This is a genomic window from Peribacillus sp. R9-11 (assembly GCF_031345095.1).
GTDB lineage: Bacteria > Bacillota > Bacilli > Bacillales > DSM-1321 > Peribacillus > Peribacillus butanolivorans.
Genome location: NZ_CP133763.1, coordinates 2241351 through 2265742 on the forward strand (window position 1 = coordinate 2241351; position 24392 = coordinate 2265742).

Consider the following 24392-nt stretch of genomic DNA (forward strand, 5'->3'; position numbering starts at 1 on the left):
AAGGAGTGGTTATAATGGCACGTGTTTTATTTATTAATGGTGGATCAGAAGGACATCTCAATCCAACTATTGGAGTTGTGCAAGAGCTTATTTCGCGTGGTGAAGAGGTAGTGTACTTTACGATAGAAGCTTTTCGAGAACGTATTGAGAAGACGGGAGCTACTGTACGAACATTCGACGGTGAAAAATTTATAAAAGCTTTTATCTCAGGTGGAAGAAATTATTTACTCGAAAGAATCAATGGTCTTTTGCTTACGGCAGATATCATAATACCTGGTGTTCTGGAGCAAATCGAAGGGGAACAATTTGATTATATCATTCACGATTCCATGTTTGGTTGTGGACGTTTACTTGCACAAATACTAAAACTTCCGGCAATTAATTCTAGTACTTCTTTTGCACAGACAAAAGCATCATTTGATAAAATGTTGGAACATCTTTCACAAAATATCCCAACAGAAATTGTTAAAACGATAAATGATGATTTTCAAAACTTGACAACAAAAATTAAAGAAAAATATGATGTTGAAATCCGTTCTCCTTATGAAGTTTTTTGTAACCCTGCACCACTTACAATCGTTTATACAACTAGGGAGTTTCAACCCTTTGGAGAAACATTTGACCAAACTTACAAATTTGTAGGTCCATCCATCTCTTTACGATCAACGCAAGAAACCTTCGACCTTACCGCAATCAAGGGAAAAAGCCTAATTTACATTTCTCTGGGTACTGTCTTTAACCAAGCAATTGATTTCTATAAGCTTTGTTTTAAGGCATTTGGGAACACTGATCATACTGTTGTCATGTCTATTGGGGAAAAAGCTCAAATATCTGATTTGGGGGAGATTCCTAAAAACTTCATTGTAAAAAATTATGTTCCACAAATTGAGGTGCTGAAATATACAAAATTATTTATCACACATGGTGGAATGAACAGTACCAATGAAGGTCTCTATTACGGGGTACCGTTAATTGTAATCCCACAAAGCGCTGATCAGCCTATAATTGCTCAACAAGTTGCCAATATCGGAGCCGGTATTAAATTACAAATGCAAAATTTAACAGCAAATCAACTACGTGAATCCGCAGAGCATGTGTTAAACCACCAATCTTTCCATAAAGCTGTTGTAAATATTAAGGAATCCTTTCAAAAGTCGGGTGGGTATCACCAAGCTGTTGATGAGATTTTCGAATTTAAAAGTGAATATGATATCTAAATACAAATATTTCTCAGCTACGATCATTGTTGACTTTTTCTTAGTGGACAGCAACTTCTTTTTTAATTGCAGTAATGCAACAATATCTAGATTGTGAAGTTATACACGGTAAAGTAACTGGGGCGTTAGTTCAACAAGACATTGTAATTAAGATCTTCCACAATCGGGCGCGATTGCTGAACAATGAGCAATCGCTTTTTTATTAAACGGATCAGAATAGTTCTATAAATGATTCGATGTAAATAAATAAGAAACCCAGCTAATCTTCTCATGTGAAGGTAGCTGGGTTTTTAAAGGTGGATATGCAAAATAACACTTAAAATATGCGCAAATTATCGGTCAAAGTGACACCATTTAATTGAACAACGCACTTTAAATCAAACAAGATATTTATGTTGAATTATAGATATAATTGTGTACGATTATACTTATTCTAATGCCCAGTATGGAGGAAGAAAGATGAAGATAATAGAATTACCAATTGAATTTGAATTTAATGGACAAAAAAATTACATTTATCCTAGCTTAATTATATTAGAAAATGAACTTACCTTGGTCGATACAGGGTATACAAATTTTTTAAATTTAATCGAAAATGAAATTTTAAAAAATGGATATGAAATAAAAAATTTAAAGAATATAATCATTACTCACTATGATGATGATCATATAGGTTCCTTATATGATTTCAAAGAAAAGTATCCTTGGATTAACATTATAGCTAGTGAAATTGAATCATAATACATTAGTGGTGAAATGAAGGCAGAGAGATTGGTTCAAGCCGAAAAAATGCTAGAAAATATGCCAAATGAAGATATGGAATTTGGTAAATGGTTTATACAGCAATTAAAGAATTTGAAGCATGTTTCAATAGATGAAAAGCTACATGATGGTGATATGATTTTAGATAACAATTGTAGAGTAATAGCAACACCAGGGCATACTTCAGGGCATATTTCATTATATTTTCCAAGTTTAAAAAGTGTAATTACAGGTGATTCAGCTGTTAAAGAAAATCATGAATTAGTCATTGCTAATCCACACTTTTGTTTAAATCTTGAGAAAGCAAAACAGTCTTTGACAAAGGTTAAAAATCTTAAAGCTGAAAATTACTATTGTTATCATGGTGGAAAATTCACTTTATAATTGGGGGCTGAACACTAATATTCGGCACTTGAATTAAACAACTTTATTATCTCTACACACAAGCCGGGTTTAACAACCTTTGATATTATATTACATCTTCCGTAATCGGGCGCGATTGCTGAACAATGAGCAGTCGCTTTTTTACTAGGCGGATCCGAATATTTCTATAAATAATTAGATGTAAATAATTAAGAAACCCAGCTAATCTTCTGATGTGAAGGTAGCTGGTTTTTTTTTAGTTGGATGTGCAAAATAACACTTAAAATATACGCAAATTATCGGTCAATGTGACAGCCACGCTACGAACTGCATCTTAAAATTCACCAAAAACGAGGGTTTATATGGTGAAAAATATCCTTCCTTAGCGTATAAAAAGCCTGCTTTTTCATTCCAAAAAATGTATTACCCTATGTTTTCCGCGAAATGTTGGCGGGACCCCATAATGTATTTTAACGGAAGTACTAAAAACAAAAACCCCTTGCCGCACAAGGGGTTTTTGTATAGGGAAATAAAATCGATTGGCACCAGAATTTATTTTGTTTGATTATGTATTCTATTTATGGCCTCTTGTCTATTCATTATTTTCATACCAACATATTTTATAGTAAGAGTGTTAAAAGGAGGGGATATGAATGTTTTTTTGTGATAGAAGACGCCGTTGTGATCGATTTGATCGTTGTGACAGATTCGATCGATTTGATCGTTGTGACAGATTCGATCGATTTGATCGTTGTGACAGATTCGATCGATTCGATCGTTGTGACAGATTCGATCGATTCGATCGTAGAAGAAGGTGTTTTTGGTAATTTAACCTTCAACTCAAATTACAAGCTTTGGTTGAGCTAATGAATGATCTAAAATCTTTCAAAAAAACTACCTGATATAATTATCTCGGTAGCTCTGGATGAACACCTATTTCACAGCTTAATCCTGTTCTTGGATGGTTATCTAATACCTCTTGCAAATGACGTTTCACGTCATCTATATTTATTTCACTTAGCAGGCACCTATGTGTCTGTTACATTTTTTTTTAGAATACCTTTTTCAACGAACTGGCCAGTTCGTTAAAGAACCTAATCAATTAGTTTACATAAGAGATCTTAGAAGAAATAACCAATTAAAATTCGTTCGTAAAAGTACACTTTTACGAACTTTTTTGATTGTTACTTCTTTAAAATAGACTCTCTTAAACAATGCTTTTGATTTTTCTTCTTCAACTAACGAAAAAACGCTAGTTCACATAATCACGCTTATAGGTAAAGAAAAAGGATCCTCTAATTAAAGATCCTTTTGTTAAACACAGATACCACTGTTTTAAAATGGTGTGGTGTTGAAAAAATAGTTTTTCTTCATCCTATATCCATTTTCATCAAAATAAACAACAATAAAGTCATTTATAAACGTACACGGAAGATGCATTATTATTTGCCGAAACACCATTGCTAAATTTGTAGTTGGATAAGTTTATTGTTTTTCCCCAATAGTAAGCGTTGTTAAACCTAATATAGCCTCCACTTGCATACTCATGTTGATACAAGTAAGTACTTCCTGTATTAGCTGTACTAATTGAGGATATAACGTCATTCCAAGTTCTCCCCAACGAAGAAGTGATATTAGGGATAGAATCTCCTACCCTAACTTTAATGTAGGGCCCCCATTTATTTGCATCCGTATAAAAATCAGTACAACAAGTACCAGATCCCCCAATACCAGATCCCAAAGTTTCAAAGTTACTGGATACACTCGATTCTTTCTCTACTTTCTTTTCATTTTTGATATAATCATCTACTTTTTGCTGTGTTGTAAACCCTAAACGAACTTCATTCCCCTGTTCGTCCCCTGTATAGTAAATATGTTTGACATTGGGATCAGTTGCATTTGTCGATACCTGTTTCCCATCAATTAAATCGTACTGACTTTCCCCGGCCGCAAAAGATACATTAGAAAAGGAGAACATCGCTAAAAAGGTAACAGCAACCGTAAACATGAGACTGTAAATCGTTTTCACTTCAACCACTCCCTATTTATAAATTACACACCAGTTAAATATAGTCGAATTCATTTTTTCTTTTAAGGTTCGAAATAATTAATCTGACTAGTTAATGTCATTAACAACCAACTCCTTTATACGTGTTATTTTTTTAATACCAACTAGTCGGTATTAATCAATTTATTATATGATTAGTAATGTGTTACTATTAATGAAATATTCAGTTTTTTAAAAAGGGGGTTTTTTATGTTAAATCATCATCAAAAACAATCAGAAGAAACCATCAACAAATTAATGCGATCAGGAATTGAATTGTTTTCTAAGCAAGGCTATTCTAGTACAAGCATTGATCAAATTGTAAAACATGCTGGTTACTCTAAAGGTGCTTTCTATGCTCATTTTTCCACCAAAGAGGAGTTCTTACTGAGGTTGATAAAAGAAGGTATTGATTTCTATTTTGAGGATTTAAAGGAAGCTCTTACTCAAAAAGATTGTGATTTACTAAATACATTTAAAGAATATTCTATGCGTTTAGTGAATGAGGCTTATGAAAAGGGGTCTTCTCCTATGCTTCTCCAAGGATGTATGGTTTCGAATGAATTACCTCAGATAAAAGAAAAGCTTATTCTCCAGATGGAGGAATGGAGGTCATTCCTTACACATTTATTTCAGAAAATGAAGGACGAAGGTATTGTCGGAAGTCCATTGGATGCTAGAATTTTAGCGACGGCTAGCATGGCTCTTTTTAATGGATTTAATCTGCAACATTTTGTTGATAATCGAATTCAAATACAGGACATGTTAAATGTTTTTGTTGAATTGCTTCAAATACAAGAACCTAATAAGAAAGGTTAATAACAACTAACATGGATGCTTTATAACTATACTGAATCATTTATAAATGTCTCTTTAATTTGGGGGTCAATTTGTTTATTGTCTTATGCAACTAACGGGTGGGTTAGCTTAAGATCGGAGCTGCCATTAAGGCAGCTTTTTCTTTTATCGAGGCAGGTTTGTAAAAGAATGCAGGTACAAAGATTTTTCTGAAACTGAAAAAATTAAAATCTTGAGGGAGAGTAAAATGAAAGATATTCATGATGAAAGCACATGGCCCGTTTGGGCTAATGAGACAATAGACATTGTCGAACCAAATCCCAAGTGGGTAGAAAAAGGTAATCAGGAAAAAGCACTTCTTCTTAATCTTCTTTCAACTTTCGGCATAACGGAAATTCAACATTATGGAAGTACATCTATTCCTAATTTACCAGCTAAACCAATCTTTGATTTAATGGCTAAAATTGATTCATTTCAAAAAATAAAAGAAATATCTTCATTGTTAGCTAATCACGACTGGCATTATGTACCACCTAACATAGACAATCGACCTTGGCAAAGATTTTTTGTGAAAGTAATTAACGACAAACGAGTAGTACATTTACATATTTTACTTGAGGGAGAAGAACGGTGGGATAATCAGCTACTTTTTCGTGATTTATTACGGACTAATCAGCAGTTTATTGATGAATACGCTATTCTTAAAAGAAATTTAGCAAAAAAATATAGCAATGATCGTGAAGCGTACACTAAAGCAAAAACAGAATTTATCAATTATGTTCTTAAATCTTAGTTGCGAACTAATATAAGTTTGTGAAGAAATGTACCTAAACTAACGGGTGCGTTAGCTGAAGATCAGAGCTGTCTTTAAAGCAGCTTTTTCTTTAACTAAACCAGCTAATAGTTAGTCAACATTTTTCAATGAAAACTTAAAATATTTCATGCTATACTAAATTTGTGCATGCTAAATAACCTTCCAATGAACTATATTTGGAAAGTTTTGTGCTATTTAGTTATACTTTTAAACTAGGTTAGATCTTGGAAAGTCGAGTTATTTTGTAATAGTGCATAAATCCATTGTAGAAGCTTATTGGCACATGCTATCACAGCTACTTTAAAGGGCTTTCCTTCTTCACGTTTCTTATCATAGAACTCTCGTAATCTCTTGTTCCGAGGGATGATTTCATCTGTCGTTTTCTTCTTGCGACAATCACGAATGGCACAACGAACTGCCATATATAAGGCATGTCGTAGTCTACCAGAACCTCTTTTGGTAATCCGATTTACTGAGCCTTTAAATTTACCTGATTCAAAGATACTTGGATCAATTCCGGCAAATGCCACTAGTTTTTTAGGGTGATTAAACCGATCAATCTCTCCAATTTCAGAAATAATCGTTGTAGCGATTTTTTCACCGATACCAGGGATGGATTGGATAATCTTATATTCTTCAATTTCTTTTGCCAAAGCATTTATCTCTTCTTCAAATTTGGATAAGTGCTTTTGGTATTCTAGAAGCATTTTTATATACATCTCTAGGCTTAAAATGTGACTCTGATATAAAGTTCTCTGAAAAGGATTTCGAGCTGAGGCAGCCATAAGTTTCTCTGCCTGTGTATTCGCCCACTTTCTAGAACGACTTGGACAAAGTTCATTAATCCTATTTGCTACAGTTTCTTCATCGACTGCTGATATGTCTTCAGAAGTAGGGAATTCTAATAGAGTAAGCAAAGAAACAACCGAATACAAATCTCCAAAAACCCCTCTATATTCAGGAAATACTTGATCAAGAACAGCCTGAAACTGTAGTTTTGTTTGTACATAGATACCTGTTATATTTGCATGTTGTCTTGAAAGATTACGAAGATTTAAGAGTTGTATCCCTCGTTTTTTATAAGGCTCTAAATCCTCTTTATAGTACAGCTCGCAGAGGTGACGTGCATCGATTAAATCTGTCTTTACTTTCCGTAAACTAGAGCTCTTCGCACGATAAGAAATGAGTGGGTTAACGATAATTAATAAGTAACCTCTCTCCTCAAAATACTGTACAACGGGCGTATGATAATGCCCAGTAGACTCTAAAACGACCGGAGGTCGAATTCCTGTTACGTTTTCTATCTCTCTAAGATATTGGTGTAAGCTCTCTAGTCCTTCAATGGTATGTGCTACTTTAAAACTTCTTTTATAAGGCTTCTTTTTATCCAAGAACGCTTGAACCTGACTTTCACCTTTAGCTACATCCAGACCAACCACTGGATTCATTTTTTATCTCCTCCAAAAACATAATATTGCCGGTAACCCCTAATCCTTCTTGCAGTATCATAGCTTCGCTTGTTATACGAGATCTTGGTCCCAACCAGCCAAATCATGTTTAAGCAAGTAGGGGGCGAACTGTTTAGTTGACGGGGTCCAAGCCCCACGGGCAGGAACGTTCTACCCCGGCTACCGTTATCATATATCGATATAAAAATTGTTCAACCAGAAATAACTGGCTGACCTTTATAATACGATCGGGGCAGGATAGTGGAAGAAGGTATTTATTGTTCAGATAGAGAATAGTATTCGAAAAAGGTTGATTTTTAAGGATTAAACAAACTTAATATCAGGAGGAAAAAATGGTTGAAAATAGTTATGAGAAACAACAATTGAAAAAGCTCAGGACTTATATTTATATCACGATAGCATTACTTTTTTCAATGATATTTATATTTGTTAGCATTCTATTTTTGTATTTTCCTATGATAGGCATTTTAGACGTTGTGTATTTTCCACCAAAACTCGCAATTTTTTCATTCTTAATTTCTATTGTATTTTCTGTTTTAGCCATAAAAAATCTCTTTGGTAAGATATTGTTAGTTTTAAACATATTTCTAATGCTATTTATGATTTTTTATGGACCATAAATAGATACAAGAAGACTAACTTAGGGTGTAATAGTCAGGCTGTTGTATAGACAGCCTTTTCTTAAGTAACAACGAAAGCAGCATTTCTGCAATAAATGAACTACTTTCTCCATTTGTAAATCGTTCATTATTGTGAAGTAATTCACTTAAACTAACGGGTGCGTTAGTTGATTAATGAACACAAAAATTCTCAATCTTTTTAATAAAAGAATAATCCAATTAAATAGTATAAGGGCATGTTTTGATTAATATTTTTTCAAAACATGCTCTTTTTATTTGTTCAGTTATCAAGGTTCTTGTATTAATTTGATCAAACTTTGTTTAAAAATTACAATAACACTTTATTTACTTGAGATTCTATTGGTCTATTGGGCAAGACACCTTACCCAATAGACCAATAGATGAAGGGATTTAATAATCGATACCGGCAGCTTCAGCTAAATATTCAATTAGATGAAGGGCGCGCATTGATTGTGTGAGTCCTTCACGATCAATACCAAGTTTCATCTGTAATAGGCAGCCAGGATTTGTTGTAATAATAACAGTTGCCTCTGTGGCTTTCGTGTGCTTCATTTTCTCATCAAGAATCTGCATGGATGAATCATAGTTTACAATATTATAAATGCCTGCAGATCCACAGCACATATCAGCCTGATCCATTTCAATAAGTTGTATTCCAGGCACTTGTTTCAATAATTCGACTGGTTCTTGCGTTACCTTTTGAACGTTCGTCATATGGCAAGAACGCTGATACGTAACTCTCTCGCCAGCTCGGGCTGCTATCTCTGGTAATCCGCATTCAACAAGAATTTGGCTGATATCTTTTGACTTAGCTGAAAAAGCTCTTGCTCTGTCTGCCCATTCGCTGTCATCCGAAAGTAAATGACCGTATTCATATAACATGGCGCCGCATCCTCCAGCATTATTGACAACAAAATCAGCTTCCACTTTTTCAAAAGCCAATATGTTTTGTTTCGCAAGATTGCGTGCTTCATCCATTTCTCCAGAATGGGCGTGCAGTGCGCCGCAGCATGTTTGTTTCGGTACAACGACAACATCACAGCCCGCTTCTGAAAGAAGCTTAATGGATAATTGGTTAATGTGGTGGAACATCGCATCCATAATACAACCGGTGAAAAAGGCAACTATATATTTCGGATTCAATTTTGCTTTCACTTCTATCAGGGCACGCCCTCGTTCCACCGGTGAAACCGGTTCCGGCATGATTGCTTCGAATGCACCAAGATTATAAGGTAACTTTTTCATAATACCTGATGAACGAGTCGCTTTTTGCAGCCCACTTTTTTTGTACAGCCAAATGGAGTGCCCAGTGACGTTCATCATCTTCCTACTTGGGAAAACCTTTTTCAGCATTGATTTTCGAAGTAGTCGCACAGGAATAGAAAAGGTTTTGCGTTTGACAAGTGCTGCGCGAGTGGCTTCTAAAATGGAACCATATTCTACACCTGTCGGGCAGGCTGTTTCGCACGCCCTGCAGCCTAAACACAAATCGAATGGTTCTTCGAGAACAGATAAGTCTGTAATTTTTCCTTCACCGACCATTTTCACTAAGTTAATCCGACCACGTGGTGAATGTGTCTCTTTTCCGAATGTTGTATAAGTCGGACACACAGGCAAACAATAGCCGCATTGGACGCAGTTATTCGTTTTGTCGTATTGAAATTCTTTTCTTAACTGTTTAAGTGATGTTTCCATGTTAGCTCAACTCCAATTTTTGTCCCGGTTCAGGGAAAATTTTCCCTGGGTTCATAATGTTATTTGGATCCCATACTTCTTTAATCCGTTTCATAATATCGAGGCCGGCTGCCCCTAGCTCCATTTCCATAAAGGGAGCTTTCATCATTCCAATGCCATGCTCGCCGGACAAGGTTCCGCCAAGCTCAATGGCCGCCATAAAAATATCCGCTACAGCTAGTTCAACGCGGCTCATTTCTTCTTTATCCGTTTTATCACAAATAATGTTAGGATGAAGGTTACCATCACCTGCATGCCCAAAAACAACGAGATGAACACCATACTTGTCTCTTATTCTCTGCAGTCTTTCACACATTTCAGGAATTTTGCTGCGAGGAACGGTGGCGTCTTCTGAAATTTTCGTTGGCTTAATCCGAACAATGGCCGGAGATACGAGCTTTCGTGCTCTCCATAGTTCCGCTTCTTCGACTTTGTCCTTTGGAATTCTAACTTCTCTTGCTCCTACGGCACGACATAATTTAGATGCCTGGGCAACTTCTTCTTGCAAAGCAAGTGGATGGCCATCCATTTCAATTAAAATAAGTGCGGCCGCATCAACAGGTAAGCCAAGTGGCTCAAACTGTTCAACTGCTACAATGGATGCCTGATCCATCAATTCCATTTTTGAAGGGAAGATACCGGCAGAAAGAATTTTGGAAATCGCACTTCCTGCATCTACTAAACTATCAAAAATAACCATTATTGTTGCAGTAGCCTTCGGTTTAGGAATGAGTCTGAGCACTGCTTTCGTAATGATGCCGAGTGTCCCTTCTGATCCGACAATCAGCTTTGTTAAGTCGTATCCGGTCACATTCTTAACGGTACTCCCGCCTGTTTTTATGAGTTCTCCTTCAGGTGTAATCACTTCAAGGCCAATAACATAATCTTTCGTTACGCCGTATTTCAGCCCCCTCGGCCCTCCAGAGTTTTCAGCTAAATTGCCGCCAATTGTCGAGACGTGAGAACTGCTTGGGTCAGGTGGATACATAAATCCTTTTTGTTCAGCTGCTTTATGTATATTCGATGTCAAGACCCCAGGAGAAACCACTGCTACAAGGTCCTCTTCGTGAATTTCCAGAATATCATTCATCACAGATAAATCGAGGACGATGCCCCCTTTGACCGGAAGCGGCCCGCCACTTAAACTAGTAGACTGGCCCCGTGGATAAAGAGGGATTTTCTCCCGATTCGCAAACTTCACGAGGGATACTAGCTCTTCTGTACTTTTTGTCTGAATGACGAGGTCCGGCAAATACGTCCCGAATGAAGCATCGAATGAATAGCTAAAGCGGTCACTTTCATCTATATAGACTTTTCCCGTTTTTATAATTGCATCGATTTCCTGAATGTGATTGGCGGTTACTACTTTCATTTCATTATCATCCTTTCTGTTTTGCTATACTGTATAATCCTGTAAAAATAAACTTAATTTTTTCTCGGCGTTTCTTAGATGAATCTGGCATTGAAGTTTAGCCAATTCGGGCTCTTCTGCTTCAATTGCCAGAAGAATGCTTTGATGTTCATCGTAGACTGCTTTACGTTTTCGTTTTAATTGTTCGTTTGGACGAAGAGTAATGTTTAACGCTTTTTCATAGAGAGTAGATAAGCTTTCTAGCGTTTGAATCATAATCGGATTTTGCGTAGCCTTAATAATGGAACTGTGAAATTCTATATCAGAATGGATGGCAGTAGTACCTTTTTCAATAGATTCTTCTTCCATTCTTTTTAAAATATTCTTCATTTGGTCAAGGCATTTTGGTGTACGTCTTAGGGCAGCTAAATAGGCCGCTTCAGGCTCCAGAATCTTTCGCATCTCAAATAGATACTTAATATTTTCAACATCATCTCTTTCTACTTGTATGCGATGTATGAATGTTGAACTTGTCGTTTCTTCCACATAGCTTCCGCCTCCTTGACGGGAGTTAATGACACCAGCAGCACGCAGCATGCTTAATGCCTCGCGTATGGGTGCTCTGCTTACAGAAAAATGAGCCGTTAACTCCTTTTCCGTTGGTAGCTTAGAACCTGGACGGAACTGCCCTGTTTCAATCATGTTTAATAATTCACGAGAGATCATTTGAGAAACATTTTCTTTTTGGGACAAAATAATCTATCACCTTTCATGTTTTATCTTAATAGAGAAGGATAAAAGCTAAAAATTTGTATTATGAATTTAAATTTGTATGACATATTTATGGGATGTATTGAGATTTTATTCTAATTTTTAGAAATATTAATTAGAAAGCGCTTTCAATTTGTTTATAATAAAGAAAAACCTTTAACTAAACTACAAAAAACGAATATTTGTATTACAAATATTGTATAAAAAACTGTTGAGTTAATCAAGAGTTTTCTTTAATGAATACAACTTGGTTTCGCTAATGTAAAAGGTTACTTTTAAGTTGCTTTCAGTCCTCAATTAATGGAATGTAATTTAGCTTATTCTCATTAACAAATAATTGAGGTTTTTGTTTTTAAATATTTGCATTTATGAGTGAGCGACATGAGCAATGCAACTATGTTTAGAAAGACAAACGACTAAAAAAGTGACAAGACGAATTGTACCATTTCTTATTGTCTTGTATGTAATCGCATTCATTGACAGAGCGAATTTAGGTTATGCGGCTTTGGACATGAACGAAGCACTGGCACTGACAAGCAAGATGTTTGGAATCGTTTCTGGTATTTTCTTTATCAGCTATTTCTTGTTTGAAATTCCAAGCAATGTGATGCTGGAAAAAGTCCGGGGCGCGAAAATGGATTGCACGTATTCTCGTTACGTGGGGAGGCGCCGTAGCGTACATAAATATTAAAAACATTTCGCTGCATAAAAATACAAATTGTTGTATTTTTATAATAAACATTCTAAATCTAAAAAGGAGATAAGATATGGATATTTATCATGCAGTAACCAGTGATGTTAAATATATTTATAATTTAATACAAATTCACGCTGAACAAGGAGTAGTTTTGCCTCGTACAAAATTATCACTATATCAACATTTACAATGTATGTATGTCATGAAAGAGGATAATAAAATACTTGGGGTTGCCGGATTACATGTTTTAGGTCAGGACCTGGCAGAGGTACGTTCATTAGTCGTTGCTCCAAATCATTCTGGTCAAGGTATAGGTCGTAAATTAGTTAATCATATTATAAATGAAGCCTCACGACTTGAAATTAGCAGATTAATATCATTAACATACGAAACGGAGTTTTTTAAAAAATGTAATTTTGAAATTATTTCAAAGGATACTTTGCCTGAAAAAGTATGGATTGATTGTATGAATTGCCCCAAGTTTAACTCTTGTGATGAAGTTGCAATGATTAATTATATTGGATAAAAAATTATCATCGAGTCCATTCAATTATGGCTGTCATGAATAAATGCGGATTACACATTACCATAAAGACCGTCCATGGTATTTTAAGGAGATAGCACCTTATGGTAAGTGGTTAGAAAGAGAGGGTGGCATACGGGAGTGATGAGTATCTTTAAGTACAATATGTATTTATAGCTTTAAAATATAAAAGTAAAGGTTACGATAGAAAGAGAATGTCACCCTAACGATGGTGCCATTCTCTTCGTCCTTAAGGAGAGAAGTTAACGCCGAAAAAACAAATTTGGAATAAATTTTAAATAAAGTACTAGCAATTGAATTAGTTACTACAGATTATACACGTATTAAAACAAAAAAGATTGACAGGAATAGTACCTGACACAACCTGAAAAATAGTTTACTATATGGATTTTTAAAAAATAATAGACTAATAATTTTGGTTTAAAACCTTAATTCCATCCCTTATTAAAGAATCGCACCCTAAAGATAATTAACGAAGAGAGTTAGTGGTATCGACTTTTTATGTTGGAATTCTCTTTAGGTATAAAATTTCCGAAATGGGCGGTATAGCATTGTTGCTACCGTTCGTAAAAGTACTTTTTGAAAAGTGAACAAAGAACCCATAGGCCTTGCCTAGGACCACAACATAGGTGATAACAGTTTTTCCTTATGCTATTTCTTTCTTTATTCATTCCAGAACTTCATAGCCTTTTTATCAGAGGTATAGACGGTAACTTGTTTGGTTTTGCTAAGTGTTTATAAGGTTCTCCTTCTTCATTTACTTTACGAAGCTCTTCATGCTGTTTTTCAACCCGATTTAACAGCTTATTTACTTCAAGGAAATCAGCGTTTCCCATCTTCATATCTTCACTCACTCCTTTTTTTATTTCGAATTAAATAGATGACATATCCAACATACCAAGATCCACGGCATTAAATCCCTTATAAATAAATAGGGCGCAATTTTACATAGATTAAAATCTACGTTTTGCGAACCAAACTTTTTCTTTAAGAGTTTTTCGGGGTTGTCCAATCTAGTATAATACCAGACTCATATAATATCTCAGAGTTAATAAAGGGGGGAGGATTAATTTGGGTAAGGATAAAAAATGTCCAGATTGCGGACATAAGCAATGTAAATGCAATCATAAAAAATGTAAGGATTGCGGGCACAAAAAATGTCAATGTGAATCTAAACAAGAACAAAAGGTAGAGCAAAACATTGAAGTGTATGTAAAAGTACCTGCAGGACCTCAAGGAGCTCAAGGTGTTCAAGGAGCTCAAGGTGTTCAAGGGCCTCAAGGTGCTCAAGGACTTCAAGGTGTTCAAGGAGCTCAAGGTGTTCAAGGGCCTCAAGGTGTTCAAGGACTTCAAGGTGTTCAAGGAGCTCAAGGTGTTCAAGGACCCCAAGGTGCTCAAGGTGTTCAAGGACCGACGGGAGAAAATGGATTGTCAAACCAGTTTGTTGTAGGTCTTAATACTACTCCTTTTCCTACATTGGTTTCATTAAATCCGTTGCCAGAGGTTCTTTCAACAGTAACCATTACTATTGATGATCCTGGTGATACCGTCAGATTAATGGCATCAATTCAGTCAATAACTTCTGCATCAAGCGTAAATTCTAGCCCACTCCGAGCAAATGTGATAGCGTACAGAATTAGACGAACTGCACCTAATCTGATCATCAGATCTGTGCAAGATACGGATTTTGATTCTCTAACTACTGCTTTTACAACTCTTGATAACCCTGGATTAGGAACATTTACCTATGTTTTAGAAGGATTGTTGATCAATTCAACTATTCCTGTGCAGAACGAATTTATAATTAGTGTTGTCTTTACTGCCGAGGAAATTGAACCTAATTAACTACCAATAACCCTGATAATGTGAACTCAGATAAAGAAGATGGCTGCCAATTGGCCGCCATTTGAATGTACGATTCTTAAACAAATCATACATTCAATTAAAAGAAAGAAAAGTACAAAAGTAAAGATATGTATTGAGTTTTAAATAAACGGTGTGAAAAGAGAGTTTTTAATAATGGACATCCTTAAATGTCCTTCTGAGGTGGAAAAAATCTATTATGGACCTAAGCCATATTGTGTATGGAGAATGAGAAAAGCCGCCTATTTGCATTATGATAGGAGGCTTTAAAGAATCGGTCATTTTGTTTTTCTTGTTATTCAGCAGTGAATGTAAATGTTACTTTTAACGGCCTGCCTTCGCTCCCCTTTTGTGTCCAAATGATTTCCACTTCGAATTCCGTTGCTTTTTCAGCCAAAAGGAAATTTTTAAATTGATAAGGCATTCCATCATTCAATTGTTTTGCTAAAAAAGTAGTCTCTTCAAATTGGTTTTTATTACATTCCTCTTCACCAGGACAACCAAAAAGTGAAAACTTCGTCGGGAATTTTATTCATTTTGAATATTCTATTAAACCAAAAATATTAGTAAAAAAGAGAGCATACAACACCTGGACCATATAGGAAATGGCTTCGTGAACAAGGATATGACATTAAAACTTGTCTACTATAAGAGACGTTGAGTCAGAAAAACTAAATATGCAAAATGCTTTAGAATAAAGAAGAGAGGGTCATTAAACTCCATCAAATTTCGCGGATGGTGAGTGGGGTCGCAGAGAGCAACCCACATGGATAGGGCAGACTGTGAGTTGCAACCCGAAGCGAGTTGACTATTTACCAAGATACAGAGTTTTCCTTACGAGGAAGGCTTTTTTTCATTCTTTTTGAAGACATTCGAAAGTGTATAAAAAGTTGACCGGGTGTAATATCGAAGAATTGTTTTTTTGCCAGGTCTAATATAGCTATGACTTCTTCCCGTTTGTTTATTGTCTCTACTTACTTCAGCTACATAAACATCTGGAATGCAAGAAAACAATCAACTACAGACCTCTACGCTGCCAGCGTGGGGAGTGTAATTCCGATAGCATACTAAAATGTCCAAAAACGCTTTAGATCAAGGTTTTCGATGTGTGTGTAAGGTTTAGGATGAACTATGATTTCCGTCAGTTTTCTATAGTTTGTGACCAAAATGTTAACAGAGTGCGACCAATATTTAAGTGTAAAAATTAGCTTTTTGTTTGGGAATCAATAGGGTTGTGAGATGTGATGGTATGCTAAATTAGGTTTATCGCAAGAGAGTATTTTTCTGTAGGAGTAATAGTTGAACAGACACTCCCTATTACCTCCGTCTTCGTAGTAAGTCCTGCACTTTATCAAATGTTTCTTTTTCAATAATGGCTTTATGAGTATTTTCAATAATAATTAGATTTTCTGCGTCAATTTCTTTTCTTTTTGAAGAGGTAACAGAGATCATTTCTGACCGTCCTTGTACTAACTCTCCAATGTAGTGTCTATTACAAAGAATACCTTTAATGGTGGAACCATGCCATTGTTTAGAGGCATTTGATTTATTTGCAATAAAAGGTATATTAACAACTAAAACAGATTTGATTTTAGAAAAAGATTTGAAAGCAATTGAAGAATCAATTAAAGTATTACAAAAATATGTAGAGCTAATTACAAATCCTAAGAAAAGTAATTATCCAAGATTAAAAGTCGTTAAAGTTAAAATATAATGATCGGTTTGAAATAACTAGATTTGGAAGGGAATTTATTGAGTTTATTATTAATACAAAATTAGTTCGGAAAAGATTTCATATTCTTGTCTATTAGAAAGCTTGTATTTTATTGTTTTAAAAGATGCTGGTTTATAGGAGGCGTTATTTGAAAGTTTATTACGGAGGTATAAAATGAATAACTATAAGAAATTTATTGTAATATAATTAAAGAACTAAATTTAGATGAAAAACCAAATCAGCAGGTTGATTCATATATTTATGAGGAATTTAGAGATAAAACTCAATTTATTGAAAATAAAATATTGAATTTAATGGGTGATATGTAAAGTGACTATATTTCGTATAACAAATTTAAAAGAACACTTGTAAAACGAAACATTGAAGTAAAACAATTAATAGGGAAAATTTCAGAAGAATTATCAAAGTTGCTTAATGAAATGAATACTATGAGAAACTGGGGACTGCACGAACCAGAATCACTTAAACGCACATTTAGAAAATATCAAAGAATTTTGGCCAAAGGAAGAATTAGATTGGTATTTTAATAATTTCAATCCTATACACGTACCCATATTTGGAAAATATGAAGGTAAATGGATTATTAGTTTATATGAGAGTTGTAAAGGAAACTTAGAATATTATAAAGCCATTTACGAATATATTTTAAAAGACTATAGGTTATTATCCGGTGAAGAAGATATAAAAATTAATTTAAAGAAGATAAAAGTGCGTCCTTTTGAATTAGAAATAAAATTGTCTAATACATCTCTTGAAATGCAAAAAAATCAATATAATCTAAAATAAAGTATATTGAGAAGAATTTATAAAGAAACGAACACATGTCCCTTTCAAAAATAACCATAGGAAAGCTCTATTTAGAAAATATAGTAACTGTGGCTCTTATTTAAATGGAAAATCAATAAATTAAGTGATCAAATAGTAACCTGATTTGTTTCTGAACTCAACCAATCAGGTTACATAAACCCAGCAGCATCTCTTGTGTTGCCACATACACTCCGTATTGTGAAGCGGTCGCGTGGTTGGAGTTGGTATAATAGAAAATCAGTTGATATAGAAAAAATCTATACCATCTGCTTTTTTGTTTATAAAAATACCATTCAGGACCGATTTTAGTTAAAATAAACATTGCCGATTTTCACAATAGTTTTTCACAAATTATAAATGTCCAAATGTACTTGATAATAAGTTATTAAGCATGATATAAGTGTAAAAGAAGTGGAACATTTGGCTTTATATTTTTTGATCGAGAGTTTGAAGATGTATCCATATTGAGAGGATTTGAGTTTGAAATGATAGATAATTTTTGGCGTGATTTACCACGACCATTTTTTGTACTTGCACCAATGGAAGATGTGACAGATGTTGTTTTTCGTCACGTAGTAAGTGAAGCCGGTCGACCGGATGTATTTTTCACAGAGTTTACAAACTCGGATAGCTATTGTCATCCAGAGGGCATGAAAAGTGTGCGTGGCCGTTTGATTTTTACAGAAGATGAACAGCCAATGGTGGCACATATTTGGGGGGATAATCCCGAATATTTCCGTCAAATGAGTATTGGCATGGCAGAGCTAGGATTTAAAGGCATCGATATTAATATGGGCTGCCCTGTACCGAATGTGGCATCGAGAGGGAAAGGTAGTGGCCTTATTCTGCGTCCAGACGTTGCGGCAGAACTTATTCAAGCAGCAAAAGCGGGCGGACTGCCTGTCAGCGTGAAAACACGACTTGGCTATAATGATGTAAATGAGTGGGAGGAGTGGCTAACGCATATTTTAAAACAGGATATTGCGAACTTTTCTATTCATTTACGTACAAGAAAGGAAATGAGCCAAGTAGATGCGCATTGGGAGCTAATTCCGGAAATCAAAAAATTACGTGACCGTATCGCACCAAATACGCTACTAACAATCAATGGAGACATTCCTGACCGTCAAACTGGGCTGCAGCTTGCTGAACAATATGGTATTGATGGCGTTATGATCGGGCGAGGTATTTTTAAAAATCCTTTTGCTTTTGAAAAAGAGCCAAAAGAGCATAGCAGTAAAGAATACCTTGATCTTTTAAGACTGCAGCTTGATCTTCAAGATCAATATGCGGAAGCACTGCCACGTTCAATCACAGGGCTTCATCGCTTTTTCAAAATTTATGTCAAAGGATTCCGTGGAGCTGGTGAATTAAGAAATCAATTGATGAACACGAAATCAACAGATGAAGTGCGTGCATTGCTTGATAACTTTGGAAAAGAATGTTGATGGGACGGGGACAGTGAAATGATGTAACTCTCAAAAAGTTAGAGAAAAAATGAATCACATCAACTCATGTGTACTTATTTTATTCAGTTTCAAGTTCCATTGCAGCCGGCTTTTTGATAAAGTCTGTTTTCTAGAATGTAAAAAACCCACCAGCACTCTTGTGTTGCCACATACACTCTGTACATGAGGAGAGTGCTATTTGTTTCTAGCGAATGTTTTTCCACTCGAACCGTAAACCTGCTGCAAAATTGAAGAAATAAAGAATAGAAAATTATTAGGATTCTATCTCAATTATAGGATTTTTTGGATTAACTAGGTGGAACCGTACCATAAATATCGATTCTTAGATCAATATTTCCTTTAATCAGAAACATTGTTCTTGATAAGTTCGTTTGCAATTGTCCGCTTGATTTTTAGAGGTAAGCACCTAGTCCTATTATTAAAAGAAGTATCAAAGAACAACTCAACGTTTTTGATACTTCTTTCTTCAATTTTATTTGAAAGATTAACTGTAATCTCGTTTAATATGACATGGAAAGATTTTTGTTTTTTGTTCTATTGGAGGTACCATAGGAAGCATACCAAGGCGTTCGTAGCTTCTCTCTTAGGCTGGTTTCTTCTGTTTTTGGTCCAAGCGATAACTTAGGAAAGTTAGAAGACTTGCAAAGATAGCAACCAGCCCACCGACCCATGTCACATTCAGTAAATTTCCCTGATGGTAAACAACTCCGCCCAGTGCGGAACCAAAGGCGATACCGACATTGCTTGCTACTGGCATTAGTGAAGCAGCTAGCCCTGTAGCTTTTGGTTGATAAATACCGGCAAGATCTATCAAATAAAGCTGGGTTGATGTTGTTAAAAGAATGGCCATTAATGACATCAAGCCAATGTTAATCAATCCAAAGAGAAAATGACTTGTCGTCCAATATAAACTGATCAGAACGACTGCCTGCACGAGAAAAACAAACCGGAGGCGTCCGATAGCATTGTAGCCGGCAATTTTACCAGCGAGTATGTTGCTGAAAATGGAAATGAATCCGTAGCCAAACAAGATCAAACTGATTGAACTGCCTGGTGCTTCCATTCCTTTTAGGATCGGAACAAGATACGTATAAACGGCATACGTTGCCCCAAATCCAAGAGATGGAATGAAAAAAGCCATTAAAATTCGCGGGTGTGTTAACAAAGAAAATTGATCACGCATCGAACTGCGAATTGTACTTTGCATGGCAGGCAATACGAAGAAAGATGCCAAAAACGCAATAGCTCCGAGAAAAGTCGTTAACAGGAAGGATGCATTCCAGTTGTACCATTCAGCAATGACAGTGCCTATCGGTACTCCAATCACGTTTGCAAGCGTAAAGCCACCGAAAACGAATGATATAGCAAGTCCGCGTTTAGCGATCGGCATGGTTTCACTTGCAACAACCATGGCAAGTGAAATTAAAACGCCTGTTACAACCGCCGTCATCATTCGAAGTGTAAGGAGCATGAGGTAGCTCGTCGAAATCACGCACAAAGCATTCAGAATGATGAACGAACCTAGCAGAAACAACATCCATTTACGCTTTGGAAAATGGCTCGTTGCCGACATCACGAGCGGTGTGGCAATGGCAAACGTAAGCGCAAACGCAGAAACGAGTGTGCCTGCTTTGGCATTTGTAATATGGAGACCCGAGGAAATATCGGTTAAGATTCCGACGATAACAAATTCGCTTGTCCCGAGAACGAATGTTAATAAAGTAAGTGTTAAGATGAGCAACCAATGTCGCTTAGTTAATTCTGTGGTGTGCATAAATACCTCTTTTCTTTCTTAGATGAATGTAAATGTGTCACAGGAAAGATAAACAATTTACCTATCATACCACAAAACATTTTTACGAGGAAAATCCTTGCTTAGATATCGTTGATTATTTTTTGCTAAAAAGCTTGTACCTGAATCATTTACTAATTTTACCGTAACCTGTTTTTTTATCAAACAAAAAAAGAATCAAAAACGGATTAATAAGGAAAAGCATAAGGGTAACAAGATGATAAAAATATAATACTCTAATATCAGGCAGAAAACATAAATCAAACAAAAAGGATGGGATCCTGATGGTTGATGAAAATAAGCAAAATAACAAACGGGAACAATGGAAAAAGAATGTTATGGATAATCTGAAGAGGGAAGCTGTCAAAAATATCATAGCAAGAACGGGAGACCTAGCAAGATTAGATGCTAAAGTCAATAATACTTACACTGTATACATCAAGGATGGAAGGATGATAAAGCAACCTACAAATGGGAAGTGTGTTGTTATTAATGGAAAAATCCAAAATTAAAATTTGTGAAGGAATAGAGAATACACATTATAGAAGGCGAAGGTATATAGCGGTTGGACCACAGTAATTGGTGCAAGGCCATAACAAAGTTCATAGTGCTAACGTGCATGGTAAGCTTTCTGAAGCCAAGATAGTGTAATAGAATTCGAGGTCCTTACTTTTATGAAGCTCTAATTTGATTAGATTTGGTACATTTGAAGTGTGCGACGAGCAGTTCGAACTAGAAACCCACATACAGGAGAAGAAATACAAATTGCTGCTTCCAAAGTTTACTGCTTGTAAACCGGATAAGGAAAAGAGGCGGTTAAATAAAAAAGTAGTATAGCGTAAAAAAATACTCTGGGATGAGATATTCTCCAGAGTATTTTTTTCTTTATGTAAAGTTAGGTTTTATACTTTCGCATCTGTTTTCACATAGATAAGTGCTACGGGTAAAATGCAAAACACTCTTAAGTGAGCTTGTGAGATGCTCCTATTTTTACAGAATGAGAGGAGGGAAGGGATGTAGTGGGAGGGGATGTTACTGAACCCTTTTTTTCGATAAATGTCGAAAAACTTTGTACCACAAATAACTTTGGTGTGGAAGGTGATCACTTTGTGATATCAGCCTTTATGAAGAAATTCCAATATAAAAGTTAACTCTCGAACTTCATTAGCTACATAGTTTCAAAAACCAAATTGTAAAAATGTTGTCTCTAATAATATAGAGTCCCATTAATACTTTAGAAAATTTTCTCTGTTGAGTACAAAATCATTAAAAAACATAACTGATTGTTTAACTTGAATTAATCATTAAAAGTAGTATTATGATTTAGGTACGAATGTTAAGGAGGCACAACTATGAAACAGATTTCTCGAACAAATACAGCTTTACTGCTTATATTTCTTGTAGTTGTGTGGGGCGTTAATTGGCCATTGTCTAAAATGGCGCTGAATTATACACCACCAATATTATTTGCGGGAACAAGAACTATATTGGGTGGTCTGATTTTACTAATTTTTGCTCTCCCGAGATATAAAAAACTTCGCTTTAAAAAAACATGGCATTTTTACCTAATTTCTGCTTCTCTAAACATTATTCTCTTTTACGGCTTTCAAACGGTAGGTCTTGGTTTTGCACCTGCGGGATTATTTTCGGCCATCGTGTTCATTGAGCCAGTTTTACTTGGGATTTTCTGTTGGATTTGGCTAGGGGAATCGATGTATGGATTAAAAATTATTGGATTAATTCTTGGCTTCGCAGGTGTTGCTATAATAAGTGCAGGAGGATTTACAGGCAATGTTTCAGCGATTGGAATTATTCTTGCCCTTGGCTCTGCTTTATCCTGGGGGTTAGGTACTGTTTTTATTAAGAAAACTGGTGATCGTGTAGACTCAATTTGGATGGTTACATTACAACTTATTATGGGAGGCATTTTTTTATTAAGTGTAGGTTCCAGCGTTGAAAGCTGGTCAAATATCCAGTGGGAATTGCCATTTATTATAAATTTATTATTCATCTCTATCTTTGTAATTGCATTAGGGTGGCTTGCATTCTTTACACTTGTAGGTTCAGGAGAAGCGAGCAAAGTAGGTTCATTTACGTTCCTTATCCCGCTTATTGCAATCCTTTGCAGTTCTTTTATGTTGCATGAAAAAATTACACTAAATTTATTAGTTGGCCTTTTATTTATCTTGATTAGTATTTTGTTTGTAAACATAAAACTAAAATCACAGACAATACCCGACTCAAATTTATAAAATAAGGCTGTTTTCTAAAATATTATAATTTGATTACGATCTAGATCGGTCGCTTTATACATATAAAATGCGATTAGGTCAAATATCGTTATGGACACATATCCGAGTTTGATTATATGGATGACCAAACCAGTTTAGTCTTATTTGCAGACTTGGCTAATACTTTCCCATTTATTTCTTAGGGTGGAATTATGTAAAAAGTTGGAGTTACCCGAGCTATTGTTCGGAAAAACAACAATAAAGATTAAGATTTTTTATATTATAAAATAAACCTCGTTAGAATATATGTAGTTTTCTTTAACCATATTTTGCTAAGGAAATGTTAATTATACTAATCGTTAATATAAAAAAACCACTCTTTAATAAAAGAAGTGGATTTTTTATATTTATTTGTTTTATTGCGTAAATCTGTCACTTCTATGCTCCCTATAATACATTTCATGATAAAGGTCTGTTTCTCTATAGCATCTTTATGATTTACAAACAGATTCTCTTCCAATTATAAGGGGATCTTAAATTGTCCCTTTTGCTTCCGATCAAGATTAGCGATATAGGAACTCATCAGCTTCATGGAAAACTGAAAGATCGGGCTTTGAATAAAGGTATATGCAAACGTCATAATAAACACTGGACCTCCAAGGATGAAGCCGATAATCAAGATGAGGCTCTCGACAACGATTCTTGCACGGCTGACAGATAACCCGGTTTTTTCCGAAACGGAAAGCATGAAACCATCCCGAGGACCGGCCCCGATTCCCGCAGCCACATAGATTCCTCCGCCAATGCCGGATATGATGATACCCATCAACAAGATGAATAGATTTAACCACCAATGCTCCGTTTCATGAGGAAGAATGTTGAGATGCAAGAAGAAATCCATAATCGGGCCGATTGACAAGGCATTTAGAAAGGTACCAATGCTAATATACTTCCTATCAACGACGCAGGCGATTAGCACAAGTACTAAGCCGCATATGACACTCCATGTCCCAATCGTGAACCCGAACCGTTGGAACAGGGCGACGTTTAAAACCTCCCATGGATGCAGCCCCAAGGATTGAACATTCACCGCAATCGCATTCCCTAATCCAAAGAAAATTAAACCAAGAAAAAAAATAAAATACCGTAATAAAAGAAATGTCATCTCTTCACCTCTACATCATATATATCTATCTACTTTAGATGAAGAAGGCCTAACGAACAAGATGATTTATTAAATTCAAAGCGAGAGGACCATGAAAAAACGTCATCCTTTTCGAGTATTTT

At 35.5% G+C, this 24392-nt stretch carries 21 protein-coding genes and 2 pseudogenes; 12 read left to right on the top strand and 11 right to left on the bottom strand.

The window, feature by feature from the left end:
- Positions 1-14: 14 nt before the first annotated feature.
- The 3 genes and pseudogenes from RE409_RS11010 (at position 15) to RE409_RS11020 (ending at position 3209) form a co-directional block, all read left to right on the top strand.
- Positions 15-1217, top strand: coding sequence for a macrolide family glycosyltransferase (locus RE409_RS11010; protein WP_201224889.1), 1203 nt, complete (start codon positions 15-17; stop codon positions 1215-1217).
- A gap of 459 nt (positions 1218-1676) precedes the next feature.
- Positions 1677-2363, top strand: a pseudogene (locus RE409_RS11015) (MBL fold metallo-hydrolase).
- A 660-nt stretch (positions 2364-3023) separates the two neighbouring features.
- Positions 3024-3209 (top strand): hypothetical protein, encoded by a 186-nt coding sequence (locus RE409_RS11020; protein WP_201224888.1) that lies wholly within the window; start codon positions 3024-3026, stop codon positions 3207-3209.
- A 544-nt stretch (positions 3210-3753) separates the two neighbouring features.
- Here the strand turns inward: RE409_RS11020 and RE409_RS11025 are convergent.
- Entirely contained in the window at positions 3754-4371 is a 618-nt protein-coding gene (locus tag RE409_RS11025; RefSeq protein ID WP_201224887.1) for a hypothetical protein, read from the bottom strand.
- Positions 4372-4599: 228 nt separating this feature from the next.
- On the opposite strand from RE409_RS11025, the gene RE409_RS11030 reads away from it, so the two are divergent.
- The gene (locus RE409_RS11030) at positions 4600-5208 is read left to right on the top strand and encodes a TetR/AcrR family transcriptional regulator (protein WP_201181060.1); all 609 of its coding nucleotides are present in this window, start codon (positions 4600-4602) and stop codon (positions 5206-5208) included.
- Positions 5209-5434: 226 nt separating this feature from the next.
- Positions 5435-5980, top strand: coding sequence for a GrpB family protein (locus RE409_RS11035; RefSeq protein WP_201224886.1), 546 nt, complete (start codon positions 5435-5437; stop codon positions 5978-5980).
- Positions 5981-6213: 233 nt separating this feature from the next.
- Here RE409_RS11035 and RE409_RS11040 read toward each other — a convergent pair whose 3' ends face one another.
- From RE409_RS11040 to RE409_RS11060, 5 genes are all read right to left on the bottom strand, one after another.
- Complete coding sequence (locus tag RE409_RS11040; RefSeq protein WP_116821653.1) at positions 6214-7449, bottom strand: IS110 family RNA-guided transposase; 1236 nt, start codon at positions 7447-7449, stop codon at positions 6214-6216.
- A gap of 406 nt (positions 7450-7855) precedes the next feature.
- The gene (locus tag RE409_RS11045; protein WP_201224885.1) at positions 7856-8014 is read right to left on the bottom strand and encodes a hypothetical protein; all 159 of its coding nucleotides are present in this window, start codon (positions 8012-8014) and stop codon (positions 7856-7858) included.
- 487 nt (positions 8015-8501) lie between these two features.
- Complete coding sequence (locus RE409_RS11050) at positions 8502-9806, bottom strand: (Fe-S)-binding protein (protein ID WP_201181056.1); 1305 nt, start codon at positions 9804-9806, stop codon at positions 8502-8504.
- A 1-nt stretch (position 9807) separates the two neighbouring features.
- On the bottom strand, positions 9808-11217 hold the full coding sequence (locus tag RE409_RS11055) for an FAD-binding oxidoreductase (RefSeq protein WP_201249698.1): 1410 nt from the start codon (positions 11215-11217) through the stop codon (positions 9808-9810).
- Between the two features lie 24 nt (positions 11218-11241).
- A complete protein-coding gene (locus RE409_RS11060; protein ID WP_201181052.1) occupies positions 11242-11949 on the bottom strand; it encodes a FadR/GntR family transcriptional regulator in 708 nt (235 codons plus the stop codon).
- A gap of 406 nt (positions 11950-12355) precedes the next feature.
- On the opposite strand from RE409_RS11060, the gene RE409_RS11065 reads away from it, so the two are divergent.
- Positions 12356-12658 (top strand): hypothetical protein, encoded by a 303-nt coding sequence (locus tag RE409_RS11065; RefSeq protein WP_309558960.1) that lies wholly within the window; start codon positions 12356-12358, stop codon positions 12656-12658.
- Between the two features lie 76 nt (positions 12659-12734).
- On the top strand, positions 12735-13190 hold the full coding sequence (locus tag RE409_RS11070; protein ID WP_201181050.1) for an N-acetyltransferase: 456 nt from the start codon (positions 12735-12737) through the stop codon (positions 13188-13190).
- Positions 13191-13888: 698 nt separating this feature from the next.
- On the opposite strand, the gene RE409_RS11075 is transcribed toward RE409_RS11070, so the two are convergent.
- Positions 13889-14050, bottom strand: a complete 162-nt coding sequence (locus RE409_RS11075; protein ID WP_201181048.1) for a hypothetical protein — start codon at positions 14048-14050, stop codon at positions 13889-13891.
- A gap of 229 nt (positions 14051-14279) precedes the next feature.
- Between RE409_RS11075 and RE409_RS11080 the strand changes: the two genes are divergently transcribed.
- The gene (locus tag RE409_RS11080; protein WP_309558961.1) at positions 14280-15053 is read left to right on the top strand and encodes a hypothetical protein; all 774 of its coding nucleotides are present in this window, start codon (positions 14280-14282) and stop codon (positions 15051-15053) included.
- Between the two features lie 313 nt (positions 15054-15366).
- Here RE409_RS11080 and RE409_RS11085 read toward each other — a convergent pair.
- Both RE409_RS11085 and RE409_RS11090 read right to left on the bottom strand, forming a co-directional pair.
- Positions 15367-15591 (bottom strand): annotated as a pseudogene (locus RE409_RS11085) (hypothetical protein); the annotation flags it as partial.
- 797 nt (positions 15592-16388) lie between these two features.
- A complete protein-coding gene (locus RE409_RS11090) occupies positions 16389-16661 on the bottom strand; it encodes a recombinase family protein (protein ID WP_309559261.1) in 273 nt (90 codons plus the stop codon).
- Between RE409_RS11090 and RE409_RS11095 the strand changes: the two genes are divergently transcribed.
- Together RE409_RS11095 and RE409_RS11100 are read left to right on the top strand one after the other, a co-directional pair.
- Positions 16582-16785: a hypothetical protein gene (locus RE409_RS11095; protein ID WP_207196321.1), complete on the top strand. Its 204-nt coding sequence runs from the start codon at positions 16582-16584 to the stop codon at positions 16783-16785. The two genes, RE409_RS11090 and RE409_RS11095, sit on opposite strands and share 80 nt — an antisense overlap.
- Positions 16786-18098: 1313 nt before the next feature.
- Positions 18099-19061 carry a tRNA dihydrouridine synthase gene (locus tag RE409_RS11100; RefSeq protein WP_201249697.1) on the top strand — a complete coding sequence of 321 codons (963 nt, stop codon included), beginning with the start codon at positions 18099-18101 and terminating at the stop codon, positions 19059-19061.
- 604 nt (positions 19062-19665) lie between these two features.
- Here RE409_RS11100 and RE409_RS11105 read toward each other — a convergent pair.
- Positions 19666-20856, bottom strand: a complete 1191-nt coding sequence (locus tag RE409_RS11105; protein WP_201224879.1) for an MFS transporter — start codon at positions 20854-20856, stop codon at positions 19666-19668.
- A 302-nt stretch (positions 20857-21158) separates the two neighbouring features.
- Between RE409_RS11105 and RE409_RS11110 the strand changes: the two genes are divergently transcribed.
- Both RE409_RS11110 and RE409_RS11120 read left to right on the top strand, forming a co-directional pair.
- Entirely contained in the window at positions 21159-21386 is a 228-nt protein-coding gene (locus RE409_RS11110) for a hypothetical protein (RefSeq protein ID WP_201183528.1), read from the top strand.
- An 840-nt stretch (positions 21387-22226) separates the two neighbouring features.
- Positions 22227-23126 carry a DMT family transporter gene (locus tag RE409_RS11120; protein WP_201254542.1) on the top strand — a complete coding sequence of 300 codons (900 nt, stop codon included), beginning with the start codon at positions 22227-22229 and terminating at the stop codon, positions 23124-23126.
- Between the two features lie 499 nt (positions 23127-23625).
- Here RE409_RS11120 and RE409_RS11125 read toward each other — a convergent pair whose 3' ends face one another.
- Complete coding sequence (locus RE409_RS11125; RefSeq protein ID WP_201249696.1) at positions 23626-24270, bottom strand: YczE/YyaS/YitT family protein; 645 nt, start codon at positions 24268-24270, stop codon at positions 23626-23628.
- Positions 24271-24392: the final 122 nt, after the last annotated feature.

Excerpts from the sequence above, each read along its gene's own strand:
- RE409_RS11010 (WP_201224889.1), top strand. The coding sequence starts at position 15 with ATGGCACGTGTTTTATTTATTAATGGTGGATCAGAAGGACATCTCAAT.
- RE409_RS11030 (WP_201181060.1), top strand. The coding sequence starts at position 4,600 with ATGTTAAATCATCATCAAAAACAATCAGAAGAAACCATCAACAAATTA.
- RE409_RS11035 (WP_201224886.1), top strand. The coding sequence starts at position 5,435 with ATGAAAGATATTCATGATGAAAGCACATGGCCCGTTTGGGCTAATGAG.
- RE409_RS11040 (WP_116821653.1), bottom strand. The coding sequence starts at position 7,449 with ATGAATCCAGTGGTTGGTCTGGATGTAGCTAAAGGTGAAAGTCAGGTT.
- RE409_RS11045 (WP_201224885.1), bottom strand. The coding sequence starts at position 8,014 with ATGGCTAAAACAGAAAATACAATAGAAATTAAGAATGAAAAAATTGCG.
- RE409_RS11050 (WP_201181056.1), bottom strand. The coding sequence starts at position 9,806 with ATGGAAACATCACTTAAACAGTTAAGAAAAGAATTTCAATACGACAAA.
- RE409_RS11055 (WP_201249698.1), bottom strand. The coding sequence starts at position 11,217 with ATGAAAGTAGTAACCGCCAATCACATTCAGGAAATCGATGCAATTATA.
- RE409_RS11065 (WP_309558960.1), top strand. The coding sequence starts at position 12,356 with ATGCAACTATGTTTAGAAAGACAAACGACTAAAAAAGTGACAAGACGA.
- RE409_RS11070 (WP_201181050.1), top strand. The coding sequence starts at position 12,735 with ATGGATATTTATCATGCAGTAACCAGTGATGTTAAATATATTTATAAT.
- RE409_RS11075 (WP_201181048.1), bottom strand. The coding sequence starts at position 14,050 with ATGAAGATGGGAAACGCTGATTTCCTTGAAGTAAATAAGCTGTTAAAT.
- RE409_RS11095 (WP_207196321.1), top strand. The coding sequence starts at position 16,582 with ATGGTGGAACCATGCCATTGTTTAGAGGCATTTGATTTATTTGCAATA.
- RE409_RS11100 (WP_201249697.1), top strand. The coding sequence starts at position 18,099 with ATGATAGATAATTTTTGGCGTGATTTACCACGACCATTTTTTGTACTT.
- RE409_RS11105 (WP_201224879.1), bottom strand. The coding sequence starts at position 20,856 with ATGCACACCACAGAATTAACTAAGCGACATTGGTTGCTCATCTTAACA.
- RE409_RS11110 (WP_201183528.1), top strand. The coding sequence starts at position 21,159 with ATGGTTGATGAAAATAAGCAAAATAACAAACGGGAACAATGGAAAAAG.
- RE409_RS11120 (WP_201254542.1), top strand. The coding sequence starts at position 22,227 with ATGAAACAGATTTCTCGAACAAATACAGCTTTACTGCTTATATTTCTT.
- RE409_RS11125 (WP_201249696.1), bottom strand. The coding sequence starts at position 24,270 with ATGACATTTCTTTTATTACGGTATTTTATTTTTTTTCTTGGTTTAATT.